This window comes from Achromobacter sp. UBA4530, assembly GCF_002388205.1.
Taxonomy (GTDB): Bacteria; Pseudomonadota; Gammaproteobacteria; order Burkholderiales; family Burkholderiaceae_B; genus Achromobacter; species Achromobacter animicus.
Window position 1 is genome coordinate 60,354 of the sequence record NZ_DGMA01000024.1, and the last position, 25,394, is coordinate 85,747.

A 25,394-nucleotide genomic window follows, 5' to 3' on the forward strand; every position below is an offset into this window, starting at 1 on the left:
TTCCCGCCCCTTGCGGGCGACGGCGACGCGCCGCACTATGACGCCCATGGACAATTCCCACACCAAGCTGCTGGTCGTCGACGACGATCCGGCGCTGCGCCAATTGCTGGCCGACTACCTGAACCGGCATGGCTACGACACTTTGCTTGCCCCGGACGCGACCGACCTTTCCTCGCGCATTACCCGTTACGCGCCCGATCTGCTGGTGCTCGACCGCATGCTGCCCGGCGGCGACGGCGCCGATGCCTGCCGCCGCCTGCGCGAGCAGGGCGAGGACATTCCCGTCATCCTGCTGACCGCGCGCGACGAAGCCGTGGACCGCATCATCGGCCTGGAGGCCGGCGCCGACGACTACGTCGGCAAGCCTTTCGATCCCCGCGAACTGCTGGCCCGCATCGAGGCCGTGCTGCGCCGCAAGCGCGGCCCGTCCGCGCTCACCAAGGACGCGCCGGTCTCGTTCGGCCCGTTCGTGTTCGATCCGTCCACGCGTCAGCTGTCCCGCGACGGCACCGTCGTCAAGCTGACGGGCGGCGAGATCAACCTGCTTGAAGCCCTGGTGCGCAACGCCGGCAAGCCGCTGTCGCGCGAACGCCTGCTGGCGCTGGCCCGCGACGACGACGCCGGCGAGCGCAACGACCGCGCGATCGACATCGCAATCCTGCGCCTGCGCCGCGTCATCGAAGACGATCCCAAGCAGCCGCGCTGGATTCAGACCGTCTGGGGCATCGGCTACCGGTTCTCGCCCTGATGCGCTTTTCCCCCGGCATTCTGGTGCCCCGCTCGCTGCGGGCGCGGCTGATCCTGCTGATCCTGGGATCCGTCCTGCTGACGCAGGCCGCCACGTTGGTGACCGTGTCGTACTTCCGGCACAAGTTCATGGAAGACGTGGCCATCGGCTACATCGTCACCACCATCCGCACGCTACGGGCCGCCGTGTCCCAGGTGCCGGCCGAAGACCGCGCCGATTTTGTGCGGGCCGCGTCGCAGAACCAGTGGCGGTTGTGGTCGCGTGTGCTGCCCGCCGAAGCCAAGCTTCAGCGCTTCAACGGCCGCCGGCCGCCACCGCCACGCGCCGCGCCGCGCCCGCCGCCTCCGCCGCCGTCGTCCTCCCAGGATGCCCAATTTCATGGACCTCCGCCCCCCCCGCCGCCCGAAGTCCGCGACGACGAGCGCGACACGCACGCCGCCCAGGCCGACGGGCGCGGCGACGCGCAGCGCACCGGCGACGGGGCCCGCGACCGCGAGGAGTCCAACCGCCGCTACAAGCCCGAGCCCGACGACATCCGCCGCGATCTGCGCGTGCTGGTCCAGCAACTCAACGAACGCCTGAACGATGGCACGCGCGTGGCGTTGTCGCGCGGCCCCACGCCGGAAATCTTCATTTCGCTGGCGCCCAACCCGGCCACCGAAGACGCGCCGCGGCTGCGCGAGTGGCTGGTCATTCCGCTGGAACGGCTGGACCCGCCCGTGGCCACGCCCTTCATCGCCGCCTGGCTTGGTGGTCTGGGCCTCCTGCTGCTCCTGGCCGTGGGCTTTTCATGGCACATCACGCGGCCGATCACGCGCCTTGCCGATGCCGCGGACCAGTTGGCCGCCGGCCAGCCGCAACGCGTGGAGCCCTCGGGGCCGCATGAAACCCGCGTGCTGGGCGAACGCTTCAACGCCATGCTGGACGCGTTGTCCGAGTCCGACTCGGTGCGGCGCACCCTGCTTTCCGGCCTGCCGCATGACTTGAAGGGGCCGCTGTCGCGCATGTGGCTGCGCGTTGAAATGGCCGACGATTCCACGCTGAAGGAAGGCCTGCGCACCGACCTGCGCGACATGCAGCACATGGTGGATCAGTTCATCGGCTTCGTGCGCGGCACCGATCCGGCGGCCTACCGCTATGCGCCCATCGTGCTGGCCGAATGGCTGACCGAGCGCGTGGGCGCCTGGCAGGGCGCCGGCACCGCCATCGGCCTGGACACCGCCCAGGATGCCAGCGGAGCGGTGGTGCAGGCCGACGCCGTGGCGTTGGGCCGTCTGCTGGACAACCTGATCGGCAACGCGCTGAACCACGGCGCGCCGCCGGTGGACATCGCGCTGCGCCGTGAAGAAGGGCACGCGGTGCTGGACGTGGCCGACCACGGCCCGGGCATCGTGCCCGAACGCCGCCTGGAGGCCTTGCGGCCTTTCAGCCGGCTGGACGACGCGCGCACCCGCACGGGCAGCGTGGGCCTGGGCCTGGCCCTGGCCGAGGCCATCGCGCGGGCGCACGGCGGATCACTGGAACTGCGCGAGGCCGAATCCGGCGGCCTGTGCGTGCGCGTGCGCCTGCCGCTGTCCCAGGCTGGCTGAGCGCAGGCCGCCTGATCGCAGGCCGCCTGATCGCAGGCCGCCTGCCCGGCGTGTCCTCGGGGCGGCCCCGGGGCGGGCCGGGCTACGGTACGATTCATCCTGCTTCGTCCTTTGCCCGTACCCCGCACCATGGCCATCCAGTCCGATTCGCTTTCCTCCCGTCCCGACGCCCCCCGCATCGTGGCGCCGCAGCCGGTGTCGCCCAACGAGGAGTCGATCGAACGCGCGTTGCGGCCCAAGGCATTACAGGAGTACGTCGGGCAGCAGCGCGCCCGCGAACAGCTCGAGATCTTCATCGCCGCGGCCAAAAAGCGCGGCGAGGCCCTGGATCACGTCCTGCTCTTCGGCCCGCCGGGCCTGGGCAAGACCACGCTCGCGCACATCATCGCCCACGAAATGGGCGTGCAGTTGCGCCAGACTTCAGGCCCGGTCCTTGAACGCCCGGGCGACCTGGCCGCGCTGCTGACCAACCTGGAAAAGAACGACGTCCTCTTCATCGACGAAATCCATCGCCTGTCGCCCGTCGTCGAGGAAATCCTCTACCCGGCGCTGGAAGACTTCCAGATCGACATCCTGATCGGCGAAGGCCCGGCCGCGCGCAGCGTGAAGCTGGATCTGCAGCCCTTCACGCTGGTAGGCGCCACGACGCGCGCCGGCATGCTGACCAATCCGCTGCGCGACCGCTTCGGCATCGTCTCGCGGCTCGAGTTCTACAACGCTGCCGATCTCGGCCACATCGTGACGCGCAGCGCGGGCTTGTTGAACGCCGTCATCACGCCGGACGGCGCGGCCGAGGTGGCGCGCCGCGCGCGCGGCACGCCGCGTATCGCCAACCGTCTGCTGCGCCGGGTGCGCGACTACGCCGAGGTCAAGGCGGGCGGCACGATCGACGCCGACGTCGCGGGCCGCGCGCTTGCCATGCTGGAAGTCGATCCGCAAGGGCTGGACCTGATGGACAGGAAGCTGCTCGAAGCCATCGTCCACAAGTTTGATGGCGGTCCGGTCGGCGTGGACAGCCTGGCCGCGGCCATTGGCGAAGAGCGCGACACGATCGAGGACGTCATCGAGCCGTACCTCATCCAGCACGGCTACCTGCAGCGTACGCCGCGCGGGCGCACCGCCACGCTGACCACGTGGCGCCACCTGGGCCTGGCGCCGCCTGCGGGCACAGCTACCGGCGGCTCCGGCGACCTCTTCGGCAAATAATCCGCGCCACGCGCCGTCATGCCAACGGGCGGCGCGCAAACCGCGCGACGGGTTTATGATCCGAGGGTTTCGTTTCCCCCTCGCGATCTAAGGACCTTATTCCATGCAGCCCGAATTGCCCTCCTATGATGACGTCGTGCGCGCCAGCGAGCGCCTGGCCGGCAACGCACACCGCACGCCCGTCCTGACCTCGGCCACCGCGGATGCCATCGCCGGCGCGTCGCTGTTCTTCAAGTGCGAGAACTTCCAGCGCATGGGCGCGTTCAAGTTCCGGGGCGGCTACAACGCCATCGCGCGCCTCACGCCCGAGCAGCGTGCCGCCGGCGTGGTGACGTTCTCGTCGGGCAATCACGCGCAGGCCATCGCGCTGGCCTCGAAGCTGCAAGGCGTTCAGGCCACGATCATCATGCCGCTGGACGCGCCCGCGGCCAAGCGCGCGGCCACGGAAGGCTACGGCGGCAAGATCGTCACGTACGACCGCTACACCGAAGACCGCGAGACCATCGCCCGCCGCATCCAGGCCGAAACCGGCGCTACGCTGATCCCGCCGTACGACCACGAGGACGTGATCGCGGGGCAGGGCACCGCCGCCAAGGAGCTGTTCGAGGAAGTCGGCGAACTGGACTACCTGTTCGTGTGCCTGGGCGGCGGCGGCCTGCTGTCGGGCTCGGCCCTGTCCGCGTTCGCGCTCAGCCCGCGCTGCCTGGTGTACGGCGTGGAGCCCGAAGCCGGCAACGACGGGCAGCAGTCCTTGCGCAAGGGTGAAATTGTCCGAATCCCCGCGCCCAAGACGCTGGCCGATGGCGCCGCCACCACGCACCTGGGCAACATCACGTTCCCCCTCATCCAGAAGTACGTGCGCGACATCGTCACGGTGACGGATGAACAGCTCGTCACGACCATGAAGTTCTTTGCCGAGCGCATGAAGATGGTCGTGGAACCCACGGGCTGCCTGGCCGCGGCGGCCGTCATGCAGAACGTGGTGCCGGTGCGCGGGGCCCGGGTCGGCGTCATCATCAGCGGCGGCAACGTCGACCTTCCGGTCTACGCCCGGCTGCTGGCGGGCTGACGCGCATCAAGCGGCGCGCGCGGCGTGCGCCCTGCGCGCGCTTGCGCCTGCCGACCTGGCAAGGCAGAATCGAACCTCGATCCTGACGAACCGGAGGCTACGCCATGCGTATCCTTGTCATTGGCGGCACGGGCTTCATCGGCCGCCACTTGGTAGCACGGCTTTGCGCGGACCCGCATCAGATCGTCGTGCCCACGCGGCTCATTGCACGCGGACGCGACCTGCAATTACTTCCCACCGTCACGCTGCTTCAGGCGGACATCCATGATGACGCCGCGCTCGACGGCATGGTCCGGGGCTGCGATGCCGTCGTGAATCTGGTGGGCATCCTGCATGGCAATCTGGGCCGGCCATATGGGTCGGACTTCGCGCGGGCCCACGTGCATCTGCCGCAGCGCATTGCGCAGGCCTGCGTGCGCCACGGCGTGCGTCGCCTGCTGCACGTCAGCGCGCTGGGCGCTGATTCCAGCGGCGACAGCATGTACCAGCGCTCCAAGGGCGACGGCGAGGCCGCCATCAAGGCGGCCTACCAAGACCGCGGCGATATCGGCTGGACCATCTTCCGCCCGTCGGTGCTTTTCGGCCCCGACGACAACTTCACCAATATGTTCGCGTCGCTGGCGCGCTGGCTGCCGGTGCTACCACTGGCGGGCGCCAATGCGCGCATGCAGCCCATCTATGTGGGCGACGTGGTGACCGCCATGACGACGGCGCTGGCCGACTCGCATACCTGCGGCAAGACCTACGAACTGGGTGGACCGCAGGTCTACACGCTGGGCGAGATCGCGCGGCTATGCGCCGCCTGGAGCGGGCACCCACGTCCCGTCATCAGCATCCCGATGGGGGTGGGTCGCATGCAGGCCCGGCTGTTCGAATGCATGCCGGGCACGCCGCTGATGTCGCGCGACAATCTGGATTCCCTGCGCCGCGACAACGTATGCGGCGGGCCGATCGCCCCCGAGCTGCATGTGGTGCCCACGGGGCTGGAAGCCGTGGCGCCGCGCTACCTGCAGCACGGCAAGACGGCCTAGCGCGATTACTCAGCGCACCAGCGCCTTCAGCGCCTGCTTGATGCCGTCGGACACGCCCACGCCCTCGGGCAGCGTCTTCAGCGCCGACAGCGATTCCTTCTCGGAGTAGCCCAGCGCCAGCAGGGCATTCAAGATGTCGGACTGGTTGTCGTGCGTGACGTGCGCCGCGGCGCCGATGTCCGCGCCCAGCTTGCCGCGCATCTCCAGCAGCAGGCGTTCCGCGGTCTTCTTGCCAATGCCCGGCACGCGGGTCAGACGGCCCGACTCCTGCAGCGTGATGGCCTGCGCCAGATCCGCGACCGACAAACCCGACAGCACCGACAGCGCGGTTCGCGCCCCGATCCCGCTGACCTTGATGAGCTCGCGGAACGCGCTGCGCTCGCCTGCCGACGCAAAGCCATACAGGATGTGCGCGTCTTCGCGCACGGTCAGGTGCGTGTAGAGCGTGACGCGCGCACCCGTGTCGGGCAGCGAATACAGCGTGCTCATGGGCACGTCGATGTCGTACCCGATTCCGCCCACGTCCACGCAGATCGTGGGAGGCAGTTTTTCGATCAGGGTTCCGGTGATTCTTCCGATCATGGTGAGAGGCCTGGCAATGGTGGAGCCGCGCAATGCGCGGCAGATGCGGGGATTCTATACGTGCGGGCGCGCGAGCGGGCGGGGCCGCGTAGGCGTGATGTGACGCAGCGAAAAAGGGAAAGCGGGGATCAGCCGATCAGCCGGCCGTTGCGGATGCGGGTCTTGCCGCCCATGCGCAGCGCGCTGCCCAGGCGTTCCAGCTTGTCCTGCAGCGGACCCACGTGCGCGTGGCAGATCGCGCAGGCCAGCGCGTCGGCCGAGTCGGGGGCGGGCACGCCGTCCAGCGCCAAGAGATGCTGCACCATCATCTGCACCTGCTCTTTCGCCGCGCGGCCGGTGCCGACCACGGCTTTCTTGATCTGCAGGGCGGTGTATTCGTGCACGTCGAGCGAACTGTCGGCCAGCGCGCACAGCGCCGCGCCGCGCGCCTGCCCGAGCAGCAGGGTGGAAGCGGGATTGGTGTTCAGGAAGACGATTTCCAGCGCGGCCACGTCGGGTTGCGTGTCGCGGGCCACCTGGCGCAGATTGTCCAGGATGACCTTCAGGCGTTCGGACAGCGTCAGCGCCGGCGGGACCACGATGGTCCCGCTGGCCACGTAACGCAGCCGCGAGCCTTCGGCATCGATCACACCGAAGCCGGTGCGGCGCAGGCCGGGATCGATGCCGAGGACGCGCATCAGTGGCGGAAGTGGCGGGTGCCGGTCAGCACCATGGCGATGCCGTGCTCGTCGGCGGCGGCGATGACTTCGTCATCGCGCACGCTGCCGCCCGGCTGGATCACGCAGGTCGCGCCCGCCGCCACCACGACGTCCAGGCCGTCGCGGAACGGGAAGAACGCGTCGGACGCCACGGCCGAGCCCTTCAGGGTCAGGCCGGCGTTTTCCGCCTTGATCGAGGCGATGCGGGCCGAGTCGATGCGGCTCATTTGGCCGGCGCCCACGCCCAGGGTCATGCCGCCGCCCACGAACACGATGGCGTTGGACTTGACGTACTTGGCGACCTTCCAGGCGAACGACAGGTCGTTCATTTCCTGTTCGGTGGGCTGGCGCTTGGTGACGACCTTCAGGGCGTCGCGCGGCACGTTGTAGGCGTCCGGCGTCTGCACCAGCCAGCCGCCGCCCACGCGCTTGATGTCGAAGGCGTTCTGGCCCGTGCCCATCGGCACTTCCAGCACGCGCACGTTCTTCTTGGCGGCCAGGATGGCCAGCGCGGCGCCGTCGTAGGCCGGGGCCAGCAGCACTTCCAGGAATTGCGCGCTGACGGCTTCGGCGGTCGCGGCGTCAACCGGGCGGTTGAAGGCGATGATGCCGCCAAAGGCCGACGTCGGGTCGGTCTTGAAGGCTTGCTGGTACGCGCCCAGCGTGTCGCTGGCCACGGCCACGCCGCACGGATTGGCGTGCTTGACGATGACGCAGGCGGGCGCCTCGAAGCTGCGCGCGCATTCCCACGCCGCGTCGGCGTCGGCGATGTTGTTGTAGGACAGTTCCTTGCCCTGCAGCTGGCGGTAGTTGCCCAGCAGGCCCGCCGGACGCTGCGCGTCGACGTAGAAGGCGGCGCTTTGATGCGGGTTTTCGCCGTAGCGCAGGGCTTGTTCCTGCTTGACCTGCAGCGTCAGCGTGCCGGGCCATTCGTTGCGGGCGGGCACGGCTTCCTGCACGGGTTCGGCTTCGGTCAGGCTGGTCAGGTAGGCGGCGATGGCGCCGTCATACGAGGCCGTGTGGGCGTAGACCTTGGCGGCCAGCGCCAGGCGCAGGCCGTAGGAGGTCGAGCCGCCCTTGTCCATTTCGGCCAGGACACGCGAGTAGTCGACCGGGTCGATCACGACCGTCACGCCGCCGGCTTCGGTGCCGTGGTTCTTGGCGGCAGCGCGCAGCATGGCGGGGCCGCCGATGTCGATGTTCTCGACGGCGTCGGCAAACGTGCAGTCGGGCTTGGCGACCGTCTCACGGAACGGGTACAGGTTGACCACCAGCATGTCGATGCGATCGATGCCAGCCGCCTTGATCGTGTCCATGTGCTCGGCGCTGTCGCGGCGGGCCAGCAGGCCGCCGTGGATCTTCGGGTGCAGCGTCTTCACGCGGCCGTCCAGGATCTCGGGCGAGCCGGTGTGGGCGGCCACTTCGGTGACGGTCAGGCCGGAATCGGCAAGCAGCTTGGCGGTGCCGCCGGTCGACAGCAGGCGCACGCCACGCGCGGCCAGGGCGCGGGCAAATTCAACGATGCCGGTCTTGTCGGACACCGAAAGCAGGGCGGTTTCGATTTTCATGATGGGACGGAGTGGGGCGGGGACGCCTTTCTCGTTCTGGTCGGATGGGAAATCTGGAGGGGGCGGCGGCGCCAAGCATGCGCCGCCCGCGCGGGGGAAAGCTAAACCTGGATATTGTGCGCCAGCAACTTCTTGCGCAGGGTGTTGCGGGTGATGCCCAGCATCTCGGATGCCCGGGACTGGTTGCCGCCCGACCGCTCCAACGCTACTTCAAGCACCGGGCGCTCCACGCAGCGCATGACCATGTCCCACATATCGTGGGGCTCGGACTCGCCCAAGTCTTCGAAATAGCGCTCCAGGCTGGCGCGCACGCATTCTTCCAGGACATCTTTCTTGCTCATTTGAGTACAGATATTTTTATGTTGGTGTTTAGGCGGTCATGCCGCCAATAGGGCTTCTGCGGCCGGCGCCGGGGTAGGGGCGCCGTCGCGTGAGAGCGTGTCGAACCAGTCCGCCACCGCCCGCCATTGGTCGCGGGTGTTGTCGATCAGGTTCATGCCGGCGCAGAACGAATCCGCGCCCGGCAGGCCGTCCACATACCAGCCTATGTGCTTGCGCGCGGTGCGTACGCCGGTGTGCTCGCCATAGAAACGGTAGTGGTCGTCGAGATGTTCGAGCAGCAGCTCGCGCATTTCCCTATAAGAGGGAGGGGCCAGTGTTTCGCCCGTGCGCAGGTAGTGGTCGATTTCGCGGAAGATCCACGGACGGCCCTGGGCCGCCCGGCCAATCATTACCGCGTCGGCGCCAGTGTAATCCAGGACATGCCGGGCTTTGGCGGGCGAGTCGATATCTCCGTTCGCAATCACGGGGATGCCGATTTCGGCCTTGACGGCGCGGATGGTGTCATATTCCGCCTCGCCCGTATAGAGGTCGGCCCGCGTGCGGCCGTGCAGCGTGAGGGCGGCAATGCCGGCGTTTTCGGCCAGCTTCGCGACGCGCAAAGCATTGCGGCTGTTGCGATCCCACCCGGTGCGGGTCTTCAGGGTGACGGGCACGCCAAGTGGCGCGCAGGCGGCGACCACCGCGTCCAGGATGCGGACGATCAGGTCTTCATGGCGCAACAGTGCCGAGCCCGACGCCACGTTGCACACCTTCTTGACCGGACATCCCATGTTGATGTCGATGATCCGGGCGCCCTTGTTGGCGTTGAAGGCGGCGGCCTCGGCCATCATGGCGGGGTCCGCCCCGGCGATCTGCACCGAAATGGGGGCGATCTCGCCATCGTGGTTCAGGCGGCGCGAGGTCTTGACGCTGTCCCAGAGTTTCGGGTTGCTGGCGGCCATCTCGGACACCGCGTAACCCGCCCCCAGCTTCTTGCAAAGCTGGCGGAAAGGACGATCCGTCACGCCCGCCATGGGCGCGACAAGAACGTTGTTGGGAAGGGTCCACTGGCCTATGCGCATGCTCACATTTTAACCGGCTCGATCGAACCCCCATTTTTGGGGCGCGAGGGCCTGGTAACAAACAGGGAATAAAAGAGGGCGATCCCGCCCCTATGCGGGGCCGGATCGAAGGGAGGTCAGGCGCGGAATCCCTGGAGCAGGTGCTGCGCGAGCGGGGCGCGCAGCGGGGAGGCAAGGTCCATCCCCAAGAGCGCGGCGCCGCAGGCGTGTTCGACGGGCGCGAGGCCGGTGGCGAAGATGCGCGGCATGAAATCGGTGAGCCCGGCGGTGATGAAACGATCCAGATGGCGCGCGCTGGCGAATTCGGCGAGCGCGGGGCCGGGGTTTGAGCCGGCGTTGGCAGCGCGACTCGCCAGCCAGCCCGCCAGGGTCTGCGCCAGCCGCGCGGCGTCGCGCAGGCCCAGGTTCAGACCCTGCCCCGCCACCGGGTGCAAGGTCTGGGCCGCGTTGCCGATGGCCGCCACGCGGCCGTGCACCTGTGCGCGGCGGGCGGACAGCGCCAGCGGGAAAACGTGGCGGGGCGCATGGCTGGACAGGCGGCCCAGGCGTTCGCCGAAGGCCTGCGTCAGTGCGTGGGAAAACGCGGCGTTGTCCAGCGCCGCCAATTCGGCCGCGCGGTCCGGCGCGCTGCACCAGACGACCGAATAGGCTTCCGGCGTCTGCGGGTGCGGCAGCAGCGCCAGCGGGCCCTCGGACGTGAACCGTTCCCAGGCCCAGCCGCGCCGGGGCAGGGTGGCCTGCGCGGTGGTCAGCACGGCGTGCTGGTCGTAGTCGCGCCGCACGTCCGAGGCGCCGGCGCCGTCGGATTGCACCGCAACGCCGCAAAGGATTTCTGTTTCGCCCTGCTGGATACGCACGCCGTCGGCATCCTGCAGGCCAATCTGCGCCGGCGGACCGGCCAGCACGGTGACGCCGGACGCCGCGACGCATTCGTCCAGCTTGGCGTACAGCCCGGAATAGGCCACCACGCTGCCCAGCTGGGGCACGTTGAAATCGGTGTGCTGGATCAGCGTGCGGCCCAACCGGCCGCGCTGCGACACATGGATGTTGCGGATGTCGGCCGAGCGCTCGGGCCAGGCATGCAGCGACTCCAGTAGCACCCGGCTGCCGTGGTTCATGGCGAGCACGCGTGGATCTGCGGCCGGGATGGCTGCGGCCGGCGTGACGGGGACCGGTGCGCTGCCCGCGAGCAGGGCGATGCGCGCCGGGTCCGGCGCCACGCGGGCCAGCATCAGGGCCAATACGCGGCCCACGGGGCCGGCGCCAAGAATCGCAATGTCGTAGGCGGAGGAAGTCATGCCCGGATTTTACTCGTCCACTACAATCGCGGCAGCCGCCGCAGCCCGGCGCCACGGCTCCCTTACCGGTTGATTGACATGACGCAGGCTCAGGCTTCCTCTTCGCTTTCCGCCGTTTCCGCACGCCGCCCCCGCAGCAAGGTTGTGGTGGGGCTGCTGGCCTGCCTGCTTGGCGCCTTCGGGGCGCACTGGTGGTATCTGGGCCGGCGCCACGCGTGGGTGGTCACCGCGTTCGCCGCCGTGTGCCTGTTCTGCGCATTCCGCTTCTACCCAGTCTGGTACGACAACCCCGCGTTCTTCCTGCTCTTCATCCCGATGATCGACGGCTTCATAGAAAGCGCCGTCTACTCGCTGATGCCGGACGAGAAATTCGATCGGCTCTGCAATCCGGGCTTGGGCAAGGTGTCGTCGACAGGTTGGGGCCCGGTGCTGGTGGCGATCCTGGCCTGCCTGGTCGGCGCCATCGTCACCATGTTCGCCATCGCCATGGTCGTGGTCTACGTGTGGGTGGCCATGGGCTGGCTCGACGGCTACGTGCTGTAAGTCGCTTGCCCCGCCGCGCTATTCGCGCATCAGCGCCTCGATCTCGGTGGCCTGCACCGGGACCCCTCGGGTAATCAGTTCGCAGCCCTCGTCCGTGACCAGCGCGTCGTCCTCGGTGCGGATGCCGATATTCCAGTAGACCTCAGGCACGTCGTCCGCCGGGCGCACATAGATGCCCGGCTCGATCGTCAGCATCATCCCGGTTTCCAGCGTGCGCCACGGCCGCTCCGCGCCGGTTGCCGCGCCGGGCTGGCGGTAGTCGCCCACGTCGTGGACGTCCAGCCCCAGCCAGTGGCCGGTCCGGTGCATGTAGAAGCGGCTGTAGTCGCCTGATTCCAGCACGCCGTCCAGCGACCCCTTCAACAGTTTCAGATCGAGCATGCCTTGCGCCAGGACGCGCAGGGCGGCCTCGTGCGCGTCGTTGAAGGTGCGGCCCGGTGCCGTGGCCTGGGCCGCAGCATCCTGCGCCGCCACCGTCAGGTCGTACAGCGCGCGTTGCGGGCCGCTGTAGCGGCCGTTCGCCGGAAACGTGCGCGTGATGTCGCTGGCGTAGCTGTCGACCTCGCAGCCCGCATCGACCAGCACCAGATCGCCGTCGCGCAGCACCGCCTCGCCGGCCGGATAGTGCAGCACACAGGCGTTGGCCCCGGCGGCGACGATGCTGTTGTACGCCACCGACTGCGCGCCATGCCGGCGGAATTCATAGAGCAGCTCGGCTTCGATTTCGTATTCGCGCATGCCCGGCCGCGCAACGCGCATGGCCCGCGCGTGCGCGCCCGCCGATATCTTGGCCGCGCGCCGCATCGCCGCGATCTCCGAGGCGTCCTTGATCAGCCGCATGTCGGCCAACAGCGGACGCACGTCCTGCTGCCGCGTCGGTGGCGTGTGCCCGCCGCGGCTCTTTTCCTGGGCCGCGGCCAGCCAGCGGCGCAGGCGGCCATCCGTGCGCTTGTCGCCGGCCAGCGGCGCGTACAGCGTGGGGTGGTCCAGCATCAGCGCGGGCACCAGCTCGTCCAGCGCGTCGATGGGGTGGGCGTCGTCAAAGCCGAAGTAGGCCGCGGCAGCCTCGGGGCCGAAACGCTTGCCTTCCCAGAGTTCATGCTCGACATGGCGCGGCCGGCAGAACAGCACGGCCCGGTCCGTGGCGCCGGCAACCAGGACCAGCCACGCGTCCGGTTCGGTAAAGCCGGTCAGGTAAAAAAAGTCGCTGTCGTGCCGGTAGGGGTACTCCGCGTCACGGTTGCGGATGGCTTCCTGCGCCGTCGCCAGGATCGCGATGCCGCCACCGTCTGCGCGCATGCGCTCCATCAGGCGCTGGCGCCGCGCGGCGAAAGGGGCGATGTCGTCGGGAGGCAGGCTCATGGCGGGCGGGTCGGGGCGGGCACCCCGGCAAGGGCGAAAGATGGGGCCTACTTTACCCGCCATCCCGCGAATGCAACACCCCGGCGCGCGAATCCGCGAGGGCGGTGCGGTGATGACTGGACGGCGCGCGAACCGCTGCTACAATCGCCGCTCTGTCATTGGGGAGTAGCCATCCTTTTCCCCTAAAGGAGTCAGCGTCAACAGACTTGGTGGTTCAGTGCTGCGGAGCAGCCGCTAGAACCCCATGGCGCTGACGGCACCCACGTCCGGCTTGCCGCCGCGTGGATCAGCCAGGCGAGACCTTTGGCCGCGTAGCGTTCACCCTTGGCCGGGCGAGCCGCTGCGTCGCGCCAATGGTATCTGCTCGTCCGGCCGCATTCCCATGTTGCTCACCCTGTTTCTGTTCTTCCTGTCCGCGGCAGTGATCTACGTCGCGTGCGAGTTCTTCGTCAACGGCGTCGAATGGGTCGGTCACCGCTTCCAGTTGGGCGCGACCGCCACCGGCACCGTGCTGGCGGCCTTCGGCACCGCGCTGCCGGAAAGCGCCGTCACCTTCATGGCCGTTGTCTTCGGCGATACCCCAGAACAAAAGGACATCGGCGTCGGCGCCGCAATGGGCGGTCCTCTCGTGCTGGCCACGCTGGCCTACGCCGTAGTCGGCCTGGCCCTGTGGCGCGCGCGCCGCGGCCAACCCGCGCAGGCAGACTGTATCAACGCGGACCAGCGCCGGCTGGCCCGCGACCAGGCCTGGTTCATGGGCATCTTCATCTTCAAGGTGGGCCTGGGGCTGCTGGCCTTCGCCTGGAAGCCGTGGCTGGGCTTCGTGTTTCTGGCCACCTACGCGCTCTACATCAAGCGCGAGCTGAGCAACGACGAGGAATGCCTGGACTGCGAGGACCTCGAGCCGCTCAAGCTGCGACCCCGCGACGAGAACCCGACCATGTTCTGGGCCGCCACGCAGACCATCATGGCGCTGGTGGTGATCGCCGGCGCCTCGCACGTCTTCGTGAACCAGATTGAACTGCTCGGCATTGCGATGGGCGCGTCGCCGCACGTGGCCGCGCTGCTGCTGGCGCCGGTGGCTACCGAATTGCCGGAAATCATGAACGCGCTGATCTGGGTGCGCCAGGGCAAGGAGCGTCTGGCGCTCGCCAACATCTCGGGCGCCATGATGATCCAGGCCACCATCCCCAGCGCGCTCGGCATCTTCATGACGCCGTGGGTGCTGGATGCGCCCCTGCTGGCCGCAGGTCTCTTCACCATGGTGTCCATCGGCCTGTTGTGGATGCGCTTCCGCCGCGCGGCCATGAGCGTGCCGGCGCTGTCGGCGGTGGGCGGACTGTATGCGCTGTTCGCCGGCTATCTGGGCTGGCACTTCTACGCCTGAGCGCAGTTGCCGGGCAGGCCTCTCCGTGCCTGTCCGGCTTTGCTTCATTTGTGTGTCAAAAGTGCGTCAGACCCTTGTCCATCAGTACAAACCCGCGTAAACTCGCCGTGTTTTCCATCCCAGGAGTTGTCTTCGTGAATACCGATTCCGGCGAAAGTTGTCGATCTTGCATCGACGTCGCTGTCTGACAGGATCCACGCAGAACTCCGTCTGCCGCATCCTGTCATTCAGGTTGCGGTGTATCCCAAGCGCCAGGCATCAGCCCGGCCCATAGTGCAGGCCTACGGTCTGCCGGGACTCCCCCCGACATAAACCGCCAGAACCGCCGCTAGTCGCAGCGCCAGCGTTCGTGCACGTTCGTCGTGCCCGCCGCAAGGGCGTTGTCCGGCTGCGCTCGTGTTCGCGATCACGCTCCGCCTTCTTGTCATGGAGGTCGTTATGCGTTTCTTCGACTTGTTCCTGCGCCGCGCTGGCGTGGACCGTGCCACCGCCCTGGGCCGCCGTCGCGGCACGTCCCGGCTGACGGTGATCTGTCCTCGCGGTGAGCTCGGCGCCCTGCGCAAGCAGATCTGCCTGGACTTCAGCGCCGCCGGCCTGGATGTCGCGCAAGTGCAGATCGATCAAGGCCAGGAGCCGGATCTCGCATCGGCTTGCATCACCGTCAATTGCCCCCCGGAGCTGCGGGCGGAACTGATGACGCAAGCGCGCCGTCTGAGCGCCAACCCTGCTGTCCGTCACGTGCATTTCGGCGCGCAGGCCGCATTGGCCTGATCGCGCCTTTTCTTTCAACCCAGGAGAAATCATGCCCAGCGCCTTAGACCCAGAGCCTCGATTGCGCCCTGTGCGCGGCTCCGGCATGCCTATCTGACCCGTCATCTCCCTGCGAGCCGACTGGCCGGATAGACATCCCGGTCCGTACGGAACCCGCAGCCTGGAATCCCCGGCCCAGCACGCGCCCTGCGCGCCCCGGCGCCCGGTCCTGATTCCACCGCCCGCTCCCTTTCCGTTTTCCGCACCCGGCGCGCCATAGACGCGATCCGGACACCGGCAACATTGCTCCGGCGCCTGCGCACGCCCGTCAGTGGCGGTCTCACGGCATTTCCTCGGAAACGCCGCGGCCCGCTGCTGCCCGCGCGCGGCCGCCGCCGGCAGGGTAGTCCGTGTCTCCCGCAACAACTTTAATAAATGCGGAGCACTCCCATGTTTGCTTTCCTGAAGTCCTTTTTTTCTTCCGCTGCGCGTCTGCGCCGCACCGGCCGGCACTTTCGCCGCGCCCCCATTCTCGAGCAAGGCGGGGATCAGGCCGCGGCTTCGTCCGAAGCCGCGCGCCGCGCCAGCCAGCGTATGGTCGAGACGTCCCGGCTCGGTTTCGATTCGCTGTTCGAGCGGTTCGGCAGCGGCTGGGGCGGCCTGTCCGACGCCCAGGCGCTGGCCGCGCGCGAACGCCACGGCGCCAACGAGGTCGACCACGAAAAGCCGCTGTCCTGGCCAGCGCACCTGTGGCTGTCGTACCGCAATCCGTTCAATCTGCTGCTGACCGCGCTGGCCGTGCTGTCGTGGCTGACCGACGTGCGCATGGCCGCGCCCGAGGAACAGTCCTGGACGGCGGTTGCGATCATCGGCTCGATGGTGGTGATCTCGACGGTGCTGCGCTTCGTGCAGGAGCAGCGCTCCAACCGCGCCGCCGAAGCCCTGAAGGCAATGGTGCGCAACACCGCGACGGTGCTGCGCAGCGATGCCGGCCCGCCGGCCGCCGGGTCGCCGGCCGCCGGAGCGCCAGCTTCGGGATCGCCGGACGCGGGCAATGGCCGGCGCTTCTTCGGCGCCGCCCTGCATGCCACCGGCTCGCACCAGTGCGAAGTGCCGCTGGCCGACCTGGTGCCCGGCGACGTGGTGCTGCTGTCCGCGGGCGACATGGTCCCCGCCGATTGCCGCATCCTCAACGCCAAGGACCTTTTCGTTGCGCAGGCCGCGCTGACGGGCGAATCGCTGCCCGTCGAAAAGCACATGTCCCCGCGTGAGCAATCGGCCAATGCCCTCGAGCTCGAAAACATCGCCTTCATGGGCACCAACGTGGTCAGCGGAGCGGGCAGCGCGCTGGTGGTGGCCACCGGCTCGGACACGTACTTCGGCCAGTTGGCAGGCCGCGTCACGCAGACCTCGCGCGCGCCCACGCAGTTCCAGCAGGGCATCAACCGCGTGAGCTGGATCCTGATCCGCTTCATGCTCGTCATGGCGCCGGTGGTGATGTTGATCAACGGCTTCACCAAGGGCGACTGGCTCGAAGCGCTGCTGTTCGCGCTGGCCATCGCGGTGGGACTGACGCCCGAAATGCTGCCCATGATCGTCACCGCGACGCTCGCCAAGGGCGCCGTGCGCATGTCGCGCCGCAAGGTCGTGGTCAAGCGCCTGGATGCGATTCAGAACCTGGGCGCCATGAACGTGCTGTGCACCGACAAGACCGGCACGCTGACGCAGGATCGCATCGTGCTCGAGCGCCATACCGACGTGTATGGCGCGGCCAGCGACGACGTGCTGGCGTACGCGTATCTGAACAGCTACTACCAGACGGGCCTGAAGAACCTGCTGGACGTGGCGGTGCTGGAGCATGCCGAGGTCGCGCGCAGCCTGGATCTGGCGGGCCGTTACCGCAAGATCGACGAGATCCCGTTCGACTTCTCGCGCCGCCGCATGTCCGTTGTGGTGAACGAGACCGAGAACGGCCGCGACCACCACGAACTGATCTGCAAGGGGGCGCTCGAGGAAATGCTCTCGGCCTGCACGCGGCTGCGCGTGGGCAACGAGGTGCATCCGCTGACCGACGCCCGCCGCGCCGATATCCGCCGCGTGACCGCCGGTCTGAACCGAGACGGTCTTCGCGTCATTGCAGTGGGCGTGAAGGAACTGCCGCCCACGCAGCAGGCTTACGGCGTCGCGGACGAATCCGATCTCGTGCTGGTCGGGTACATCGCGTTTCTGGATCCACCCAAGGAGTCGACGGGACCCGCGCTGGCCGCGCTGAAGGACTCGGGCATCGAGGTCAAGGTGCTGACCGGCGACGTTGAACTGGTCACGCGCAAGGTCTGCCGCGAAGTGGGACTGGACGTGCGCAAGGTGTACCTGGGCGCCGAGATCGAGGCGATGGACGACGAGGAGCTTGCCGCCGCCGTGCGCGAGGCCAACGTGTTCGCCCGCCTGTCGCCCATCCACAAGGAACGCATCGTGCGCAGCCTGCGCGCGCAGGGCAACACGGTGGGGTTCATGGGGGATGGCATCAATGACGCGCCGGCGCTGCGGGCGGCGGACGTGGGCATTTCGGTGGATTCGGCGGTGGATATCTCGAAAGAGGCTGCCGACATCATCCTGCTGGAAAAGAGCCTGATGGTGCTGGAGGACGGCGTGATCGAAGGCCGCAAGACCTTCTGCAACATGCTCAAGTACCTGAAGATGACGGCCAGCTCGAACTTCGGCAACGTGTTTTCAGTGCTGGTCGCAAGCGCCTTCCTGCCGTTTCTGCCGATGCTGCCGATCCACCTGCTGCTGCAGAACCTGATGTACGACATTTCGCAGACGGCGATCCCGTTCGACAACGTCGACGAAGAACTGCTGAAGCAGCCGCAGCGCTGGGACCCGGACGGCCTGGGCCGCTTCATGGTGTTCTTCGGCCCGATCAGCTCGATCTTCGATATCGCCACCTATGCCGTCATGTGGTACGTGTTCCAGGCCAATGCGCCCGAGCACCAGACGCTCTTTCAGTCCGGCTGGTTTGTCGAAGGCCTGTTGTCGCAGACGCTGATCGTGCATATGATCCGCACGCGCCGGATTCCCTTCCTGCAAAGCCGCGCCTCGTGGCCGCTGATGGGTATGACGCTGATGGTGATCGCGCTGGGCCTTGTGCTGCCGTTCTCGCCGTTGGCGGAATACTTCCAGCTGCAGGCGCTGCCCTGGAGCTATTTCCCCTGGCTCGTCGGCATCCTGCTCGGGTATTGCGTGCTGACGCAGGCGCTGAAGGGTTTCTGGGTGCGCCGCTACGGCTGGCAGTAGGCTGATGCAACCGGCGGCGGGCTCAACCCGCCGCCAACGCAAGGAAAGATCATGAGAATTGCATTTTGCGCCGCCTTGTCGGCGGCCGGCCTGATTCCGCCCTGTACCGCGCTGGCCGCGGATGCCGGGGCCGGACTGCAACTATATGGCGTGGTGGACGCGGGCGTTGCCGTGACCCGGGTGTCGGGGCAGGGCAGTCACAGCGGCCTGCTGAACGGCGGGCTGACCGACTCGCTCTGGGGGCTGCAGGGGACGGAAGACCTTGGCGGCGGTTGGGCCGCCAACTTTCAAATGGAAAGCGGCTTTGACCCGTCCAGCGGCACCGCGGCCGACGGCAGCCGCCTCTTCAACTATGGCGCCTGGGTCGGCCTGGCCCATGCGGACTATGGCGACTTGCGGTTCGGCCGCCAGTACACCGTTGGTCAGACCTACGGCGACGCGCTGGAGATCGCCTCCTGGAAAGACATGGGCATGGGCGCCACCTTCAAGGCGTCCGACAACTACCAGTTCAGCAACATGGTGAACTGGTATTCGCCGCAGTGGCGCGGGTTCCAGGCCGGGGTCGGATACGCCTTCGACGCGGATGGGCAGGACAACTTCCGCACCAACCAGAACACTCGGGCAATCAGTGTGGGCCTGAAGTATGAGGACGGCCCGCTGCTGGCCGTGGCGACTTGGGAACAACTGCGCCTGGCCGACCCGCCCGCGGCGGCCGAGGGGCGTCCGCAGGCGATGCAGCTGGGCGCCTCGTACGACTTTGAGGTGGCCAAGGTGTCGGTGGCCTGGTCGCGCCAGCGCAACGGTTACGTGGGACTGGACGGCGGCGACCCGGATGGCCTGGGCGTCGGGCTGGGCCCGGCGGCCTTCGTGCAGGGCGGCACGGTCGATGCCTGGCTGGTCGGGGTCAGCGTGCCTGCCGGGCCGGGTGCGGTGCTGGTGCAATGGTCCCTGGCCAAACCCGACTGGCGTTGGGCCAATGGCATGACGGCGCGCAATGCGCAGGTCGCGACGCTGGGCTATACCTACGACCTGTCCCCACGCACGACTCTCTACGCCTTCGCCGGCTACGCGTCGAACTACACGCTGGACAACCAGTTCGACCCCGGAAACGCCCACACCACGCGCATCGGCACGGGCGTGTCGCACCGCTTCTGACGCATGCCGCCCCCGGCGGCGCCCGGCAGCGGACAACGGCGGGGTCTACTACAATCGCCTGAGATCGGCGCCCGGCGCGCCGGTCCTTGTCTTCGCGTCGTTTCTCGGATGGCCCGCATGGATAGTCTCGAATGGCTCGTACCCTGGGAGTTCTCTCCCACGCTGGTGGCTTCCTTCCTGGTGGCCATCGTGCTGTTCGTACGCGGCCAGCGGGTCCACCACGTCACGCGTGCGCGCAGCATTCTGTTCTGGACGGGGATGGTCCTGCTGTACCTGTCGCTGCACACCCGCCTCGACTATTACGCCGAGCGCATGTTCTTCATCCATCGCATCCAGCATCTGGTCCTGCATCATCTGGGACCGCTGCTCGTCATGGCGGCCTTCCCCGGACAGGTGATGCGGGCGGGCCTGCCGATGCGGTGGCGCGTGCGGCTGCGCGACTTCCTGCGCACGGGTACGGGCCGCGCCACGGTGGCCGTGCTGACCAACAAGATTTTCGTGCCGGCCCTCTTCGTGTTCCTCGTGCTGGTCTGGCTGATCCCGTCGGTGCAGTTTTATTCGATGCTGGATTGGCGCCTGTACCGGCTCATGAACTGGTCGGTGGTGATCAGCGGCTTCATGTACTGGAACCTGATTCTGGACCGTCGTCCAGCGCCCCCGGCGGCCATGTCGCCGGGCGGTCGGGTGATCTCGCCCGTGGCGACCATGCTGCCGCAGATGGTCGCAGGCGCCGTCATCGCCTTCACGGAAAGCGACATCTACCCGCTCTTCGAGCTGTGCGGCCGGGCCATCGCCATGTCGGCGCAGACCGATCAGACGATCGGCGGGCTGACGATGTGGATCCCCGCCGCGCTGGTGGAAGTGATCGGCCTGATGGTGGCATTGGGAACGCTGATGCGTCTTTCCGCCAAGGGGCGGCTGCGCAAGGCGGATCGCGATGCGCGCGCGCGCGCCAAGTCCGGCGCGGCGCTATCGTCGTAAGCCCGGCCGGGAATGCCGCGCTGATTGGCGCATTCCCGTCAGGCCGTGCGGGTCATTCCGGCAGCAGGCCGTGATACTTCTTGCCCAGCGCCACGGTGGCCTGGAACATGCCGGCCTTGTTGCCGCAGTCGTAGCGCACGCCGTCGAAGCGATGCGCATAGACCTCGCGCTCGCGCATCAGCGAGGCGATGCCGTCGGTCAACTGGATCTCGTTGCCCGCGCCCATCTTGGTCGAGCGCAGATGGTCGAAGATCGCAGCTTCCAGTACATAGCGGCCCACAACAGCCAGCGTCGACGGTGCGGCCTTCGGGTCCGGCTTTTCGACGATGTGCGTGACGCGCTCGGTGCGGCTGTCCGCCGGCGTCTCGCCGGTATGGGTGGCCACGATGCCGTACTTGCGCGTGTCGGCGCGCGGCACGTCCTGCACGCCCAGCACGCTGGCGTTGCGCGCCACGGCCACATCCACCAGTTGCTTCATGGCAGGCGTATTGGCGTCGATCAGGTCGTCGGCCAGCAGAACGGCAAAGGGTTCGTCACCCACGGCGGGCGCGGCCGACAGCACGGCGTGGCCCAGGCCCAATGGGGCCGACTGGCGGATATAGAGGCAATTGACGTGCGCGGGTAGAATGCCCCGCACCATTGCCAGGAGTTCATGCTTGCCCTTGCTTTCCAGGTCGGTTTCCAGCTCGGGTGCAGAATCGAAATGGTCCTCGATGGCGCGCTTGTTGCGGCCGGTCACGAATATGAGATCAGTGATGCCGGCGGCGACGGCCTCTTCCACTGCGTATTGAATCAGGGGCTTGTCGACCACGGGCAGCATTTCCTTGGGCATCGCCTTGGTGGCGGGCAGGAAGCGTGTACCCATGCCGGCGACAGGGAAAACGGCTTTACGGACGGGACGCATTGATACCTCGTTGAGGATTCGATGAAACATTTTAAGCTCATCGCTATCATAGGCTTATGAACCGCAGGAACATGCCATCCATTTGCTCGATTGCGAAACGGGGCGCGATCGCTAGCCTTTGCGCGGCGCTCGCCATTCCCGTTGCTCCCGTCACCGCGTGGGCGCAGCCGGTCGGGTTGCCTTCCATGGGCGCCGCCTCGTCGTCCGACCTGTCGCCCATGCTGGAGCGCACGCTGGGCGAAGCCATCATGTCCCAGGGGCGCCGCGACCCCACTTACATCGACGACTCCGAACTCAGCCAATACCTCACGACGATGGGGCGCAAGCTGGCGCAATTTGCGCCGGGCGGCGTGCCCGAGGTCGAGATGTTCGGCGTGCGCGATCCCGAAATCAACGCATTCGCGATGCCGGGCGGCTTCATTGGAATCAACACGGGCCTGATCGTGTCGTCGGCCAGCGAGTCCGAACTTGCGGCCGTGGTCGCCCACGAAATCGGCCACGTCGTGCAGCGCCACATTGCGCGCGGCATGACCCAGCAGAATCAGAACGGCATGCTCATGCTGGCCAGCCTGGCGGGCGCGTTGCTTGCGGCGCTGGCGGGCGGCGGCGGCAATCTTTCCATGGGCGTGGCCGCCTTCGGCCAGGCGGCGGCCATCAACCGGCAATTGGGCTTTTCCCGCGACGCCGAACGCGAGGCCGATCGCGCCGGCCTGCAGATGCTCACCAAGGCCGGCTACGACGCCGCCGGCATGTCGCAGATGTTTGCGCGGCTGATGAACGCTTCGCGCCTGAACGAAGGCGCGGGCGGCGGCTCGTGGGCCAGTACCCACCCGCTGTCGATCGAGCGCATGTCCGACGTGCAGAACCGCACCCGCGCGCTGCCGGCAACGCGCCATCTGGACAGCGACGACTTCTGGTACATCCGCGCCAAGATGCGCGTGGTGCAGGGCCGCGATACCGTGGGCTTGCGCACCGCCGGGCAGCAATTGCAGGACGAGGCCCAGGCGCTCTCGGGCGTGCGGCAGTCTGCCGCCTATTACGGACTGTCCCTGCAGAACTATCAGCGCAACAATCTTGCGGAAGCGGAACGCTATTGGAATCTGGCGTCCGCCGATGGGCGCAGTTCGCCCCAATTGGCGAAGCTGGGCGTGGACATCGCGCTGGCGCGCAAGGATTTCCCGCAGGCGCTGTCACTGGCCCAGGCGGGCACCAAGCGCTATCCGGACCACCGGGCGCTGGGCATCGCGTACGCGCAGGCGCTGCAGGGCAATGGGCGGCACGCCGAGGCGCAGGACTACCTGCGCGCCAAGATCAAGCAGTGGGGCAGCGACGAGCCCAGCCTTTACCAGATGCTGGCGCAAAGCGAAGAGCGCAACGGCAAGCCCGTACAGGCGCGCCGCGACCTGGCGCGTTACTACGTAATGACAGGCGCCTATGCGGCCGCGGAATCGCAACTGCAACAGGCGCGCGGCCTGTCCAAGGACTTCTACGAGCAGTCGCAGATCGACGTGCAGATCAAGGAAGTGAAGGACAAGCTGGCCGAAGAGCGCCAGCTGCTCGAGCGCTTCAAGTCGGGCTGACGGGCGCTTAGAGACCCGTTTCGAAGAACCGCCCCAGCCGCTGCGGCAGCCAGTTCAGATGCCCCGGAAAGCTGCCTGTCGGAAAGCCCGCGTGCCCGCCGTCGGAAGGCTGGTGCAGCAGGATGCCCGGCGCACACTCGTCAGGTTTCGGCAGCGAAGCGGCAGGAATGAAGGGGTCGTTGCGCGCGTTCAGCACCAGCGTCGGCACGGCGATCTTGGGCAACCACGGCTTGCTGGAGGCGCGCGTCCAGTAGTCCAGCGCATTGCGAAAACCGTGCATCGGCGCGGTATAGGTGTCGTCGAACTCGCGCAGGTCGTGCGCGTGCGCGATCCGCATGACGTCGATGGAACCCGGAAACCGGTGCGCCTTTTCCAGGACCTTGTGCTTGAGCGTCTTCAGAAAGTGCGCCGTATACACGCGCCGGTTGAAGATGCCGGTGGATAGCGTCTTGCCGCAGGCGACCAGATCCAGCGGCGCCGACACGCCGGCGCAGGCGGTCAGCCACGTGGTGTCTTCCTGGTGTTCCCCCAGGTACTTCAGCAGCGCGTTGCCGCCCAGCGATACGCCGACGGCATGCCAGCGCGCGTGGGGAATGCGCTGGCGCACGGTGTTGAGCAGAAATCCGACCTCGGCCGAGTCACCCGAGTAATACGCGCGGGCCAGCCGGTTGGGCACGCCAGAGCAACCCCGGAAATGCGCGATGACCACGATCCACCCGCGCGCCCGGAAATAATGCGCGACGGACTGCGCATAGCGGCTGTTGCTGCCGCCTTCCAGGCCGTGGAACAGGATCAGGGCAGGGGTGTCGGGCGTTTGCGGCAGCGACTTCCAGTCTGCGTCCGTCATCCAGCGCGCCGCGGCGGTCTTGCCATTGCCGACCGGACGTTGGCCGCTCACCGGCGCGCCATCGGCGGCCTTGTGCGGAAACAGACCAGGGCCTGTCCAGTCGAAGTCGACGAAGTCCGTATCGGGCGTGTCGACGCGATCGCGCACGAACGCGATGCGGTGATACTGCGCGAACAGGGCGGCGTAGACCGTCTGGCTGTCGCCCCCGGGAAGCCAGGGGGGTACAGGGCAGGGCGTTGTATCAAGACGAGCAGCGGCCAACTGGGAATCCACCGCGTTCAATGAAGCATGTCGGGCACGTCGTGCAGGTCGAGCACCCCGGCTTCGGAGGGCGCCTGCGAGGCATGGTGCATGACCATGCGCCAGCCCGTGGGGCCCTTGTGGTAGATGTTGGTGGCATAGCAGTTGGCGAACTGCGTGCCCTCACGCGTGCGCACCGCGACCTGTTCCACCAGGACATGCACCGCGCACATCATGCTGAGCATGACAAGCGGGCGCAGTGGACGCACATGCAACGGACCGTTGGCCAGCACCTGTTGCCAGGACTCGTGCACCGCGGAATGGCCGACGACGCGCAGCCCTCCCGGATGGATGCATACGACTTCCTCGTCGTCGGCCCAGACCTGCATCAGGCGGACGGCGTCCGCCTGCTCAAGGGCTTCGTAGAACGCGTGTTCTGCTTCTTCGGGCGTGGCGAACATGGCTGCTGAAACGGTTAAGCGTGTTATGGGGCGGTGCCGCTCAATGGTGGCCGTGCAACACCGTGCCGGCCTTCAGGCGGTACTCGGCGCCACAGTAGGCGCAGCTTGCGGAACCGGTGCGGGCCACGTCCAGGAAGACGCGGGGGTGCATGCTCCAGAGCGGAGCCTTGGGGCCGGGACAGAACACGGGAAGGTCTTCGGCGCCGACCTCGATGACTTCGTTAGCGCGGGAGCCGGCGGCCGGGGCAGCAGCGGTCATGGATATTCCTGAAAAAAAACCGATAGACGGCAGGTTGAAACAATGATGCGGTCTTGCTGGGCAAAAGCGCGCCAATCAGAATTGAGAATCAGACTTTACTTAGCCAGTGATGGTACTTCGGGTTGCGGCCATTCACCACGTCAAAAAACGCGTTCTGCAATAGTTCGGTGACTGGGCCGCGCCGGCCCGAGCCGATCTGGCGGTTGTCGACCTCGCGGATGGGCGTGACTTCAGCGGCCGTGCCGGTGAAGAAGGCCTCGTCCGCGATGTAGACGTCGTCGCGCGTGAGCCGCTTGGTGACCACACGCAGGCCGAGGTCGGCCGCCAGGGCGTGTATGGTCGAGCGGGTAATGCCGGTCAGGGCGGAAGCGATCTCGGGTTCGCAGAGCACCCCGTCCTTGACCAGAAAAAGATTTTCGCCGGAGCCTTCGGCCACGAA

At 67.5% G+C, this 25,394-nt stretch carries 24 protein-coding genes and 1 riboswitch; of the genes, 12 read left to right on the top strand and 12 right to left on the bottom strand.

Translation table 11 applies throughout. From position 1 onward, the window contains the following. Window positions 1–46: 46 nt before the first annotated feature. The 5 genes from B2W22_RS16705 to B2W22_RS16725 all read left to right on the top strand — a co-directional run bounded on the left by B2W22_RS16705 (window position 47) and on the right by B2W22_RS16725 (window position 5,643). A complete protein-coding gene (locus B2W22_RS16705; RefSeq protein ID WP_008158717.1) occupies window positions 47–748 on the top strand; it encodes a response regulator in 702 nt (233 codons plus the stop codon). Then, window positions 748–2,337, top strand: coding sequence for a sensor histidine kinase (locus B2W22_RS16710; RefSeq protein ID WP_286938845.1), 1,590 nt, complete (start codon window positions 748–750; stop codon window positions 2,335–2,337). Before B2W22_RS16705 ends, B2W22_RS16710 begins: the two co-directional genes overlap by 1 nt. Window positions 2,338–2,466: 129 nt before the next feature. Beyond that, window positions 2,467–3,543: a Holliday junction branch migration DNA helicase RuvB gene (gene ruvB / locus B2W22_RS16715; protein WP_175123201.1), complete on the top strand. Its 1,077-nt coding sequence runs from the start codon at window positions 2,467–2,469 to the stop codon at window positions 3,541–3,543. A gap of 103 nt (window positions 3,544–3,646) precedes the next feature. Next, on the top strand, window positions 3,647–4,612 hold the full coding sequence (locus B2W22_RS16720; RefSeq protein ID WP_175184110.1) for a threo-3-hydroxy-L-aspartate ammonia-lyase: 966 nt from the start codon (window positions 3,647–3,649) through the stop codon (window positions 4,610–4,612). A gap of 104 nt (window positions 4,613–4,716) precedes the next feature. After that, entirely contained in the window at window positions 4,717–5,643 is a 927-nt protein-coding gene (locus tag B2W22_RS16725) for a complex I NDUFA9 subunit family protein (RefSeq protein WP_175123199.1), read from the top strand. 9 nt (window positions 5,644–5,652) lie between these two features. Here the strand turns inward: B2W22_RS16725 and ruvA are convergent, their stop codons facing one another. The 6 genes from ruvA to B2W22_RS16755 form a co-directional block, all read right to left on the bottom strand. Then, window positions 5,653–6,225: a Holliday junction branch migration protein RuvA gene (ruvA, locus tag B2W22_RS16730; protein WP_175137187.1), complete on the bottom strand. Its 573-nt coding sequence runs from the start codon at window positions 6,223–6,225 to the stop codon at window positions 5,653–5,655. A 128-nt stretch (window positions 6,226–6,353) separates the two neighbouring features. Continuing rightward, window positions 6,354–6,902 carry a crossover junction endodeoxyribonuclease RuvC gene (gene ruvC, locus B2W22_RS16735; RefSeq protein ID WP_142050713.1) on the bottom strand — a complete coding sequence of 183 codons (549 nt, stop codon included), beginning with the start codon at window positions 6,900–6,902 and terminating at the stop codon, window positions 6,354–6,356. Next, the gene (purH, locus tag B2W22_RS16740) at window positions 6,902–8,491 is read right to left on the bottom strand and encodes a bifunctional phosphoribosylaminoimidazolecarboxamide formyltransferase/IMP cyclohydrolase (protein WP_175123197.1); all 1,590 of its coding nucleotides are present in this window, start codon (window positions 8,489–8,491) and stop codon (window positions 6,902–6,904) included. Before purH ends, ruvC begins: the two co-directional genes overlap by 1 nt. Window positions 8,492–8,592: 101 nt before the next feature. Then, complete coding sequence (locus B2W22_RS16745; protein ID WP_006217670.1) at window positions 8,593–8,832, bottom strand: helix-turn-helix domain-containing protein; 240 nt, start codon at window positions 8,830–8,832, stop codon at window positions 8,593–8,595. A 36-nt stretch (window positions 8,833–8,868) separates the two neighbouring features. Then, complete coding sequence (gene dusB / locus B2W22_RS16750) at window positions 8,869–9,894, bottom strand: tRNA dihydrouridine synthase DusB (protein ID WP_279974858.1); 1,026 nt, start codon at window positions 9,892–9,894, stop codon at window positions 8,869–8,871. Between the two features lie 116 nt (window positions 9,895–10,010). Further along, window positions 10,011–11,192 (bottom strand): UbiH/UbiF/VisC/COQ6 family ubiquinone biosynthesis hydroxylase, encoded by a 1,182-nt coding sequence (locus B2W22_RS16755; RefSeq protein WP_175123196.1) that lies wholly within the window; start codon window positions 11,190–11,192, stop codon window positions 10,011–10,013. Window positions 11,193–11,270: 78 nt separating this feature from the next. Between B2W22_RS16755 and B2W22_RS16760 the strand changes: the two genes are divergently transcribed. Beyond that, on the top strand, window positions 11,271–11,735 hold the full coding sequence (locus tag B2W22_RS16760) for an NINE protein (protein ID WP_286938850.1): 465 nt from the start codon (window positions 11,271–11,273) through the stop codon (window positions 11,733–11,735). A gap of 18 nt (window positions 11,736–11,753) precedes the next feature. Here the strand turns inward: B2W22_RS16760 and B2W22_RS16765 are convergent, their stop codons facing one another. Continuing rightward, window positions 11,754–13,097 (bottom strand): aminopeptidase P N-terminal domain-containing protein, encoded by a 1,344-nt coding sequence (locus tag B2W22_RS16765; protein ID WP_175184112.1) that lies wholly within the window; start codon window positions 13,095–13,097, stop codon window positions 11,754–11,756. 147 nt (window positions 13,098–13,244) lie between these two features. After that, window positions 13,245–13,436, top strand: a riboswitch (yybP-ykoY riboswitch). 43 nt (window positions 13,437–13,479) lie between these two features. Here B2W22_RS16765 and B2W22_RS16770 point away from each other — a divergent pair. The 5 genes from B2W22_RS16770 to B2W22_RS16790 all read left to right on the top strand — a co-directional run bounded on the left by B2W22_RS16770 (window position 13,480) and on the right by B2W22_RS16790 (window position 20,664). After that, complete coding sequence (locus B2W22_RS16770) at window positions 13,480–14,484, top strand: sodium:calcium antiporter (protein WP_175123193.1); 1,005 nt, start codon at window positions 13,480–13,482, stop codon at window positions 14,482–14,484. A 438-nt stretch (window positions 14,485–14,922) separates the two neighbouring features. Next, complete coding sequence (locus tag B2W22_RS16775; protein ID WP_175123192.1) at window positions 14,923–15,255, top strand: hypothetical protein; 333 nt, start codon at window positions 14,923–14,925, stop codon at window positions 15,253–15,255. A gap of 429 nt (window positions 15,256–15,684) precedes the next feature. Next, window positions 15,685–18,528, top strand: coding sequence for a magnesium-translocating P-type ATPase (mgtA, locus tag B2W22_RS16780; RefSeq protein WP_286938852.1), 2,844 nt, complete (start codon window positions 15,685–15,687; stop codon window positions 18,526–18,528). A 51-nt stretch (window positions 18,529–18,579) separates the two neighbouring features. Continuing rightward, the gene (locus tag B2W22_RS16785) at window positions 18,580–19,683 is read left to right on the top strand and encodes a porin (protein ID WP_286938853.1); all 1,104 of its coding nucleotides are present in this window, start codon (window positions 18,580–18,582) and stop codon (window positions 19,681–19,683) included. Window positions 19,684–19,791: 108 nt separating this feature from the next. Continuing rightward, on the top strand, window positions 19,792–20,664 hold the full coding sequence (locus B2W22_RS16790) for a cytochrome c oxidase assembly protein (protein WP_175123189.1): 873 nt from the start codon (window positions 19,792–19,794) through the stop codon (window positions 20,662–20,664). A 52-nt stretch (window positions 20,665–20,716) separates the two neighbouring features. Here B2W22_RS16790 and galU read toward each other — a convergent pair whose 3' ends face one another. Next, on the bottom strand, window positions 20,717–21,568 hold the full coding sequence (gene galU / locus B2W22_RS16795; protein ID WP_286938854.1) for a UTP--glucose-1-phosphate uridylyltransferase GalU: 852 nt from the start codon (window positions 21,566–21,568) through the stop codon (window positions 20,717–20,719). Between the two features lie 56 nt (window positions 21,569–21,624). Here galU and B2W22_RS16800 point away from each other — a divergent pair, with 56 nt between their 5' ends. Next, a complete protein-coding gene (locus B2W22_RS16800) occupies window positions 21,625–23,148 on the top strand; it encodes a M48 family metalloprotease (protein ID WP_175123187.1) in 1,524 nt (507 codons plus the stop codon). Between the two features lie 7 nt (window positions 23,149–23,155). Here the strand turns inward: B2W22_RS16800 and B2W22_RS16805 are convergent, their stop codons facing one another. The 4 genes from B2W22_RS16805 to B2W22_RS16820 form a co-directional block, all read right to left on the bottom strand. Beyond that, on the bottom strand, window positions 23,156–24,256 hold the full coding sequence (locus tag B2W22_RS16805; RefSeq protein WP_056568815.1) for a YheT family hydrolase: 1,101 nt from the start codon (window positions 24,254–24,256) through the stop codon (window positions 23,156–23,158). 17 nt (window positions 24,257–24,273) lie between these two features. Then, window positions 24,274–24,696: a YybH family protein gene (locus B2W22_RS16810; protein WP_175123185.1), complete on the bottom strand. Its 423-nt coding sequence runs from the start codon at window positions 24,694–24,696 to the stop codon at window positions 24,274–24,276. 40 nt (window positions 24,697–24,736) lie between these two features. After that, on the bottom strand, window positions 24,737–24,955 hold the full coding sequence (locus tag B2W22_RS16815; protein WP_175123184.1) for a zinc-finger domain-containing protein: 219 nt from the start codon (window positions 24,953–24,955) through the stop codon (window positions 24,737–24,739). Between the two features lie 88 nt (window positions 24,956–25,043). Further along, window positions 25,044–25,394: aminotransferase class IV (locus tag B2W22_RS16820; RefSeq protein WP_286938856.1), on the bottom strand; the 351-nt coding region annotated here is incomplete at its 5' end.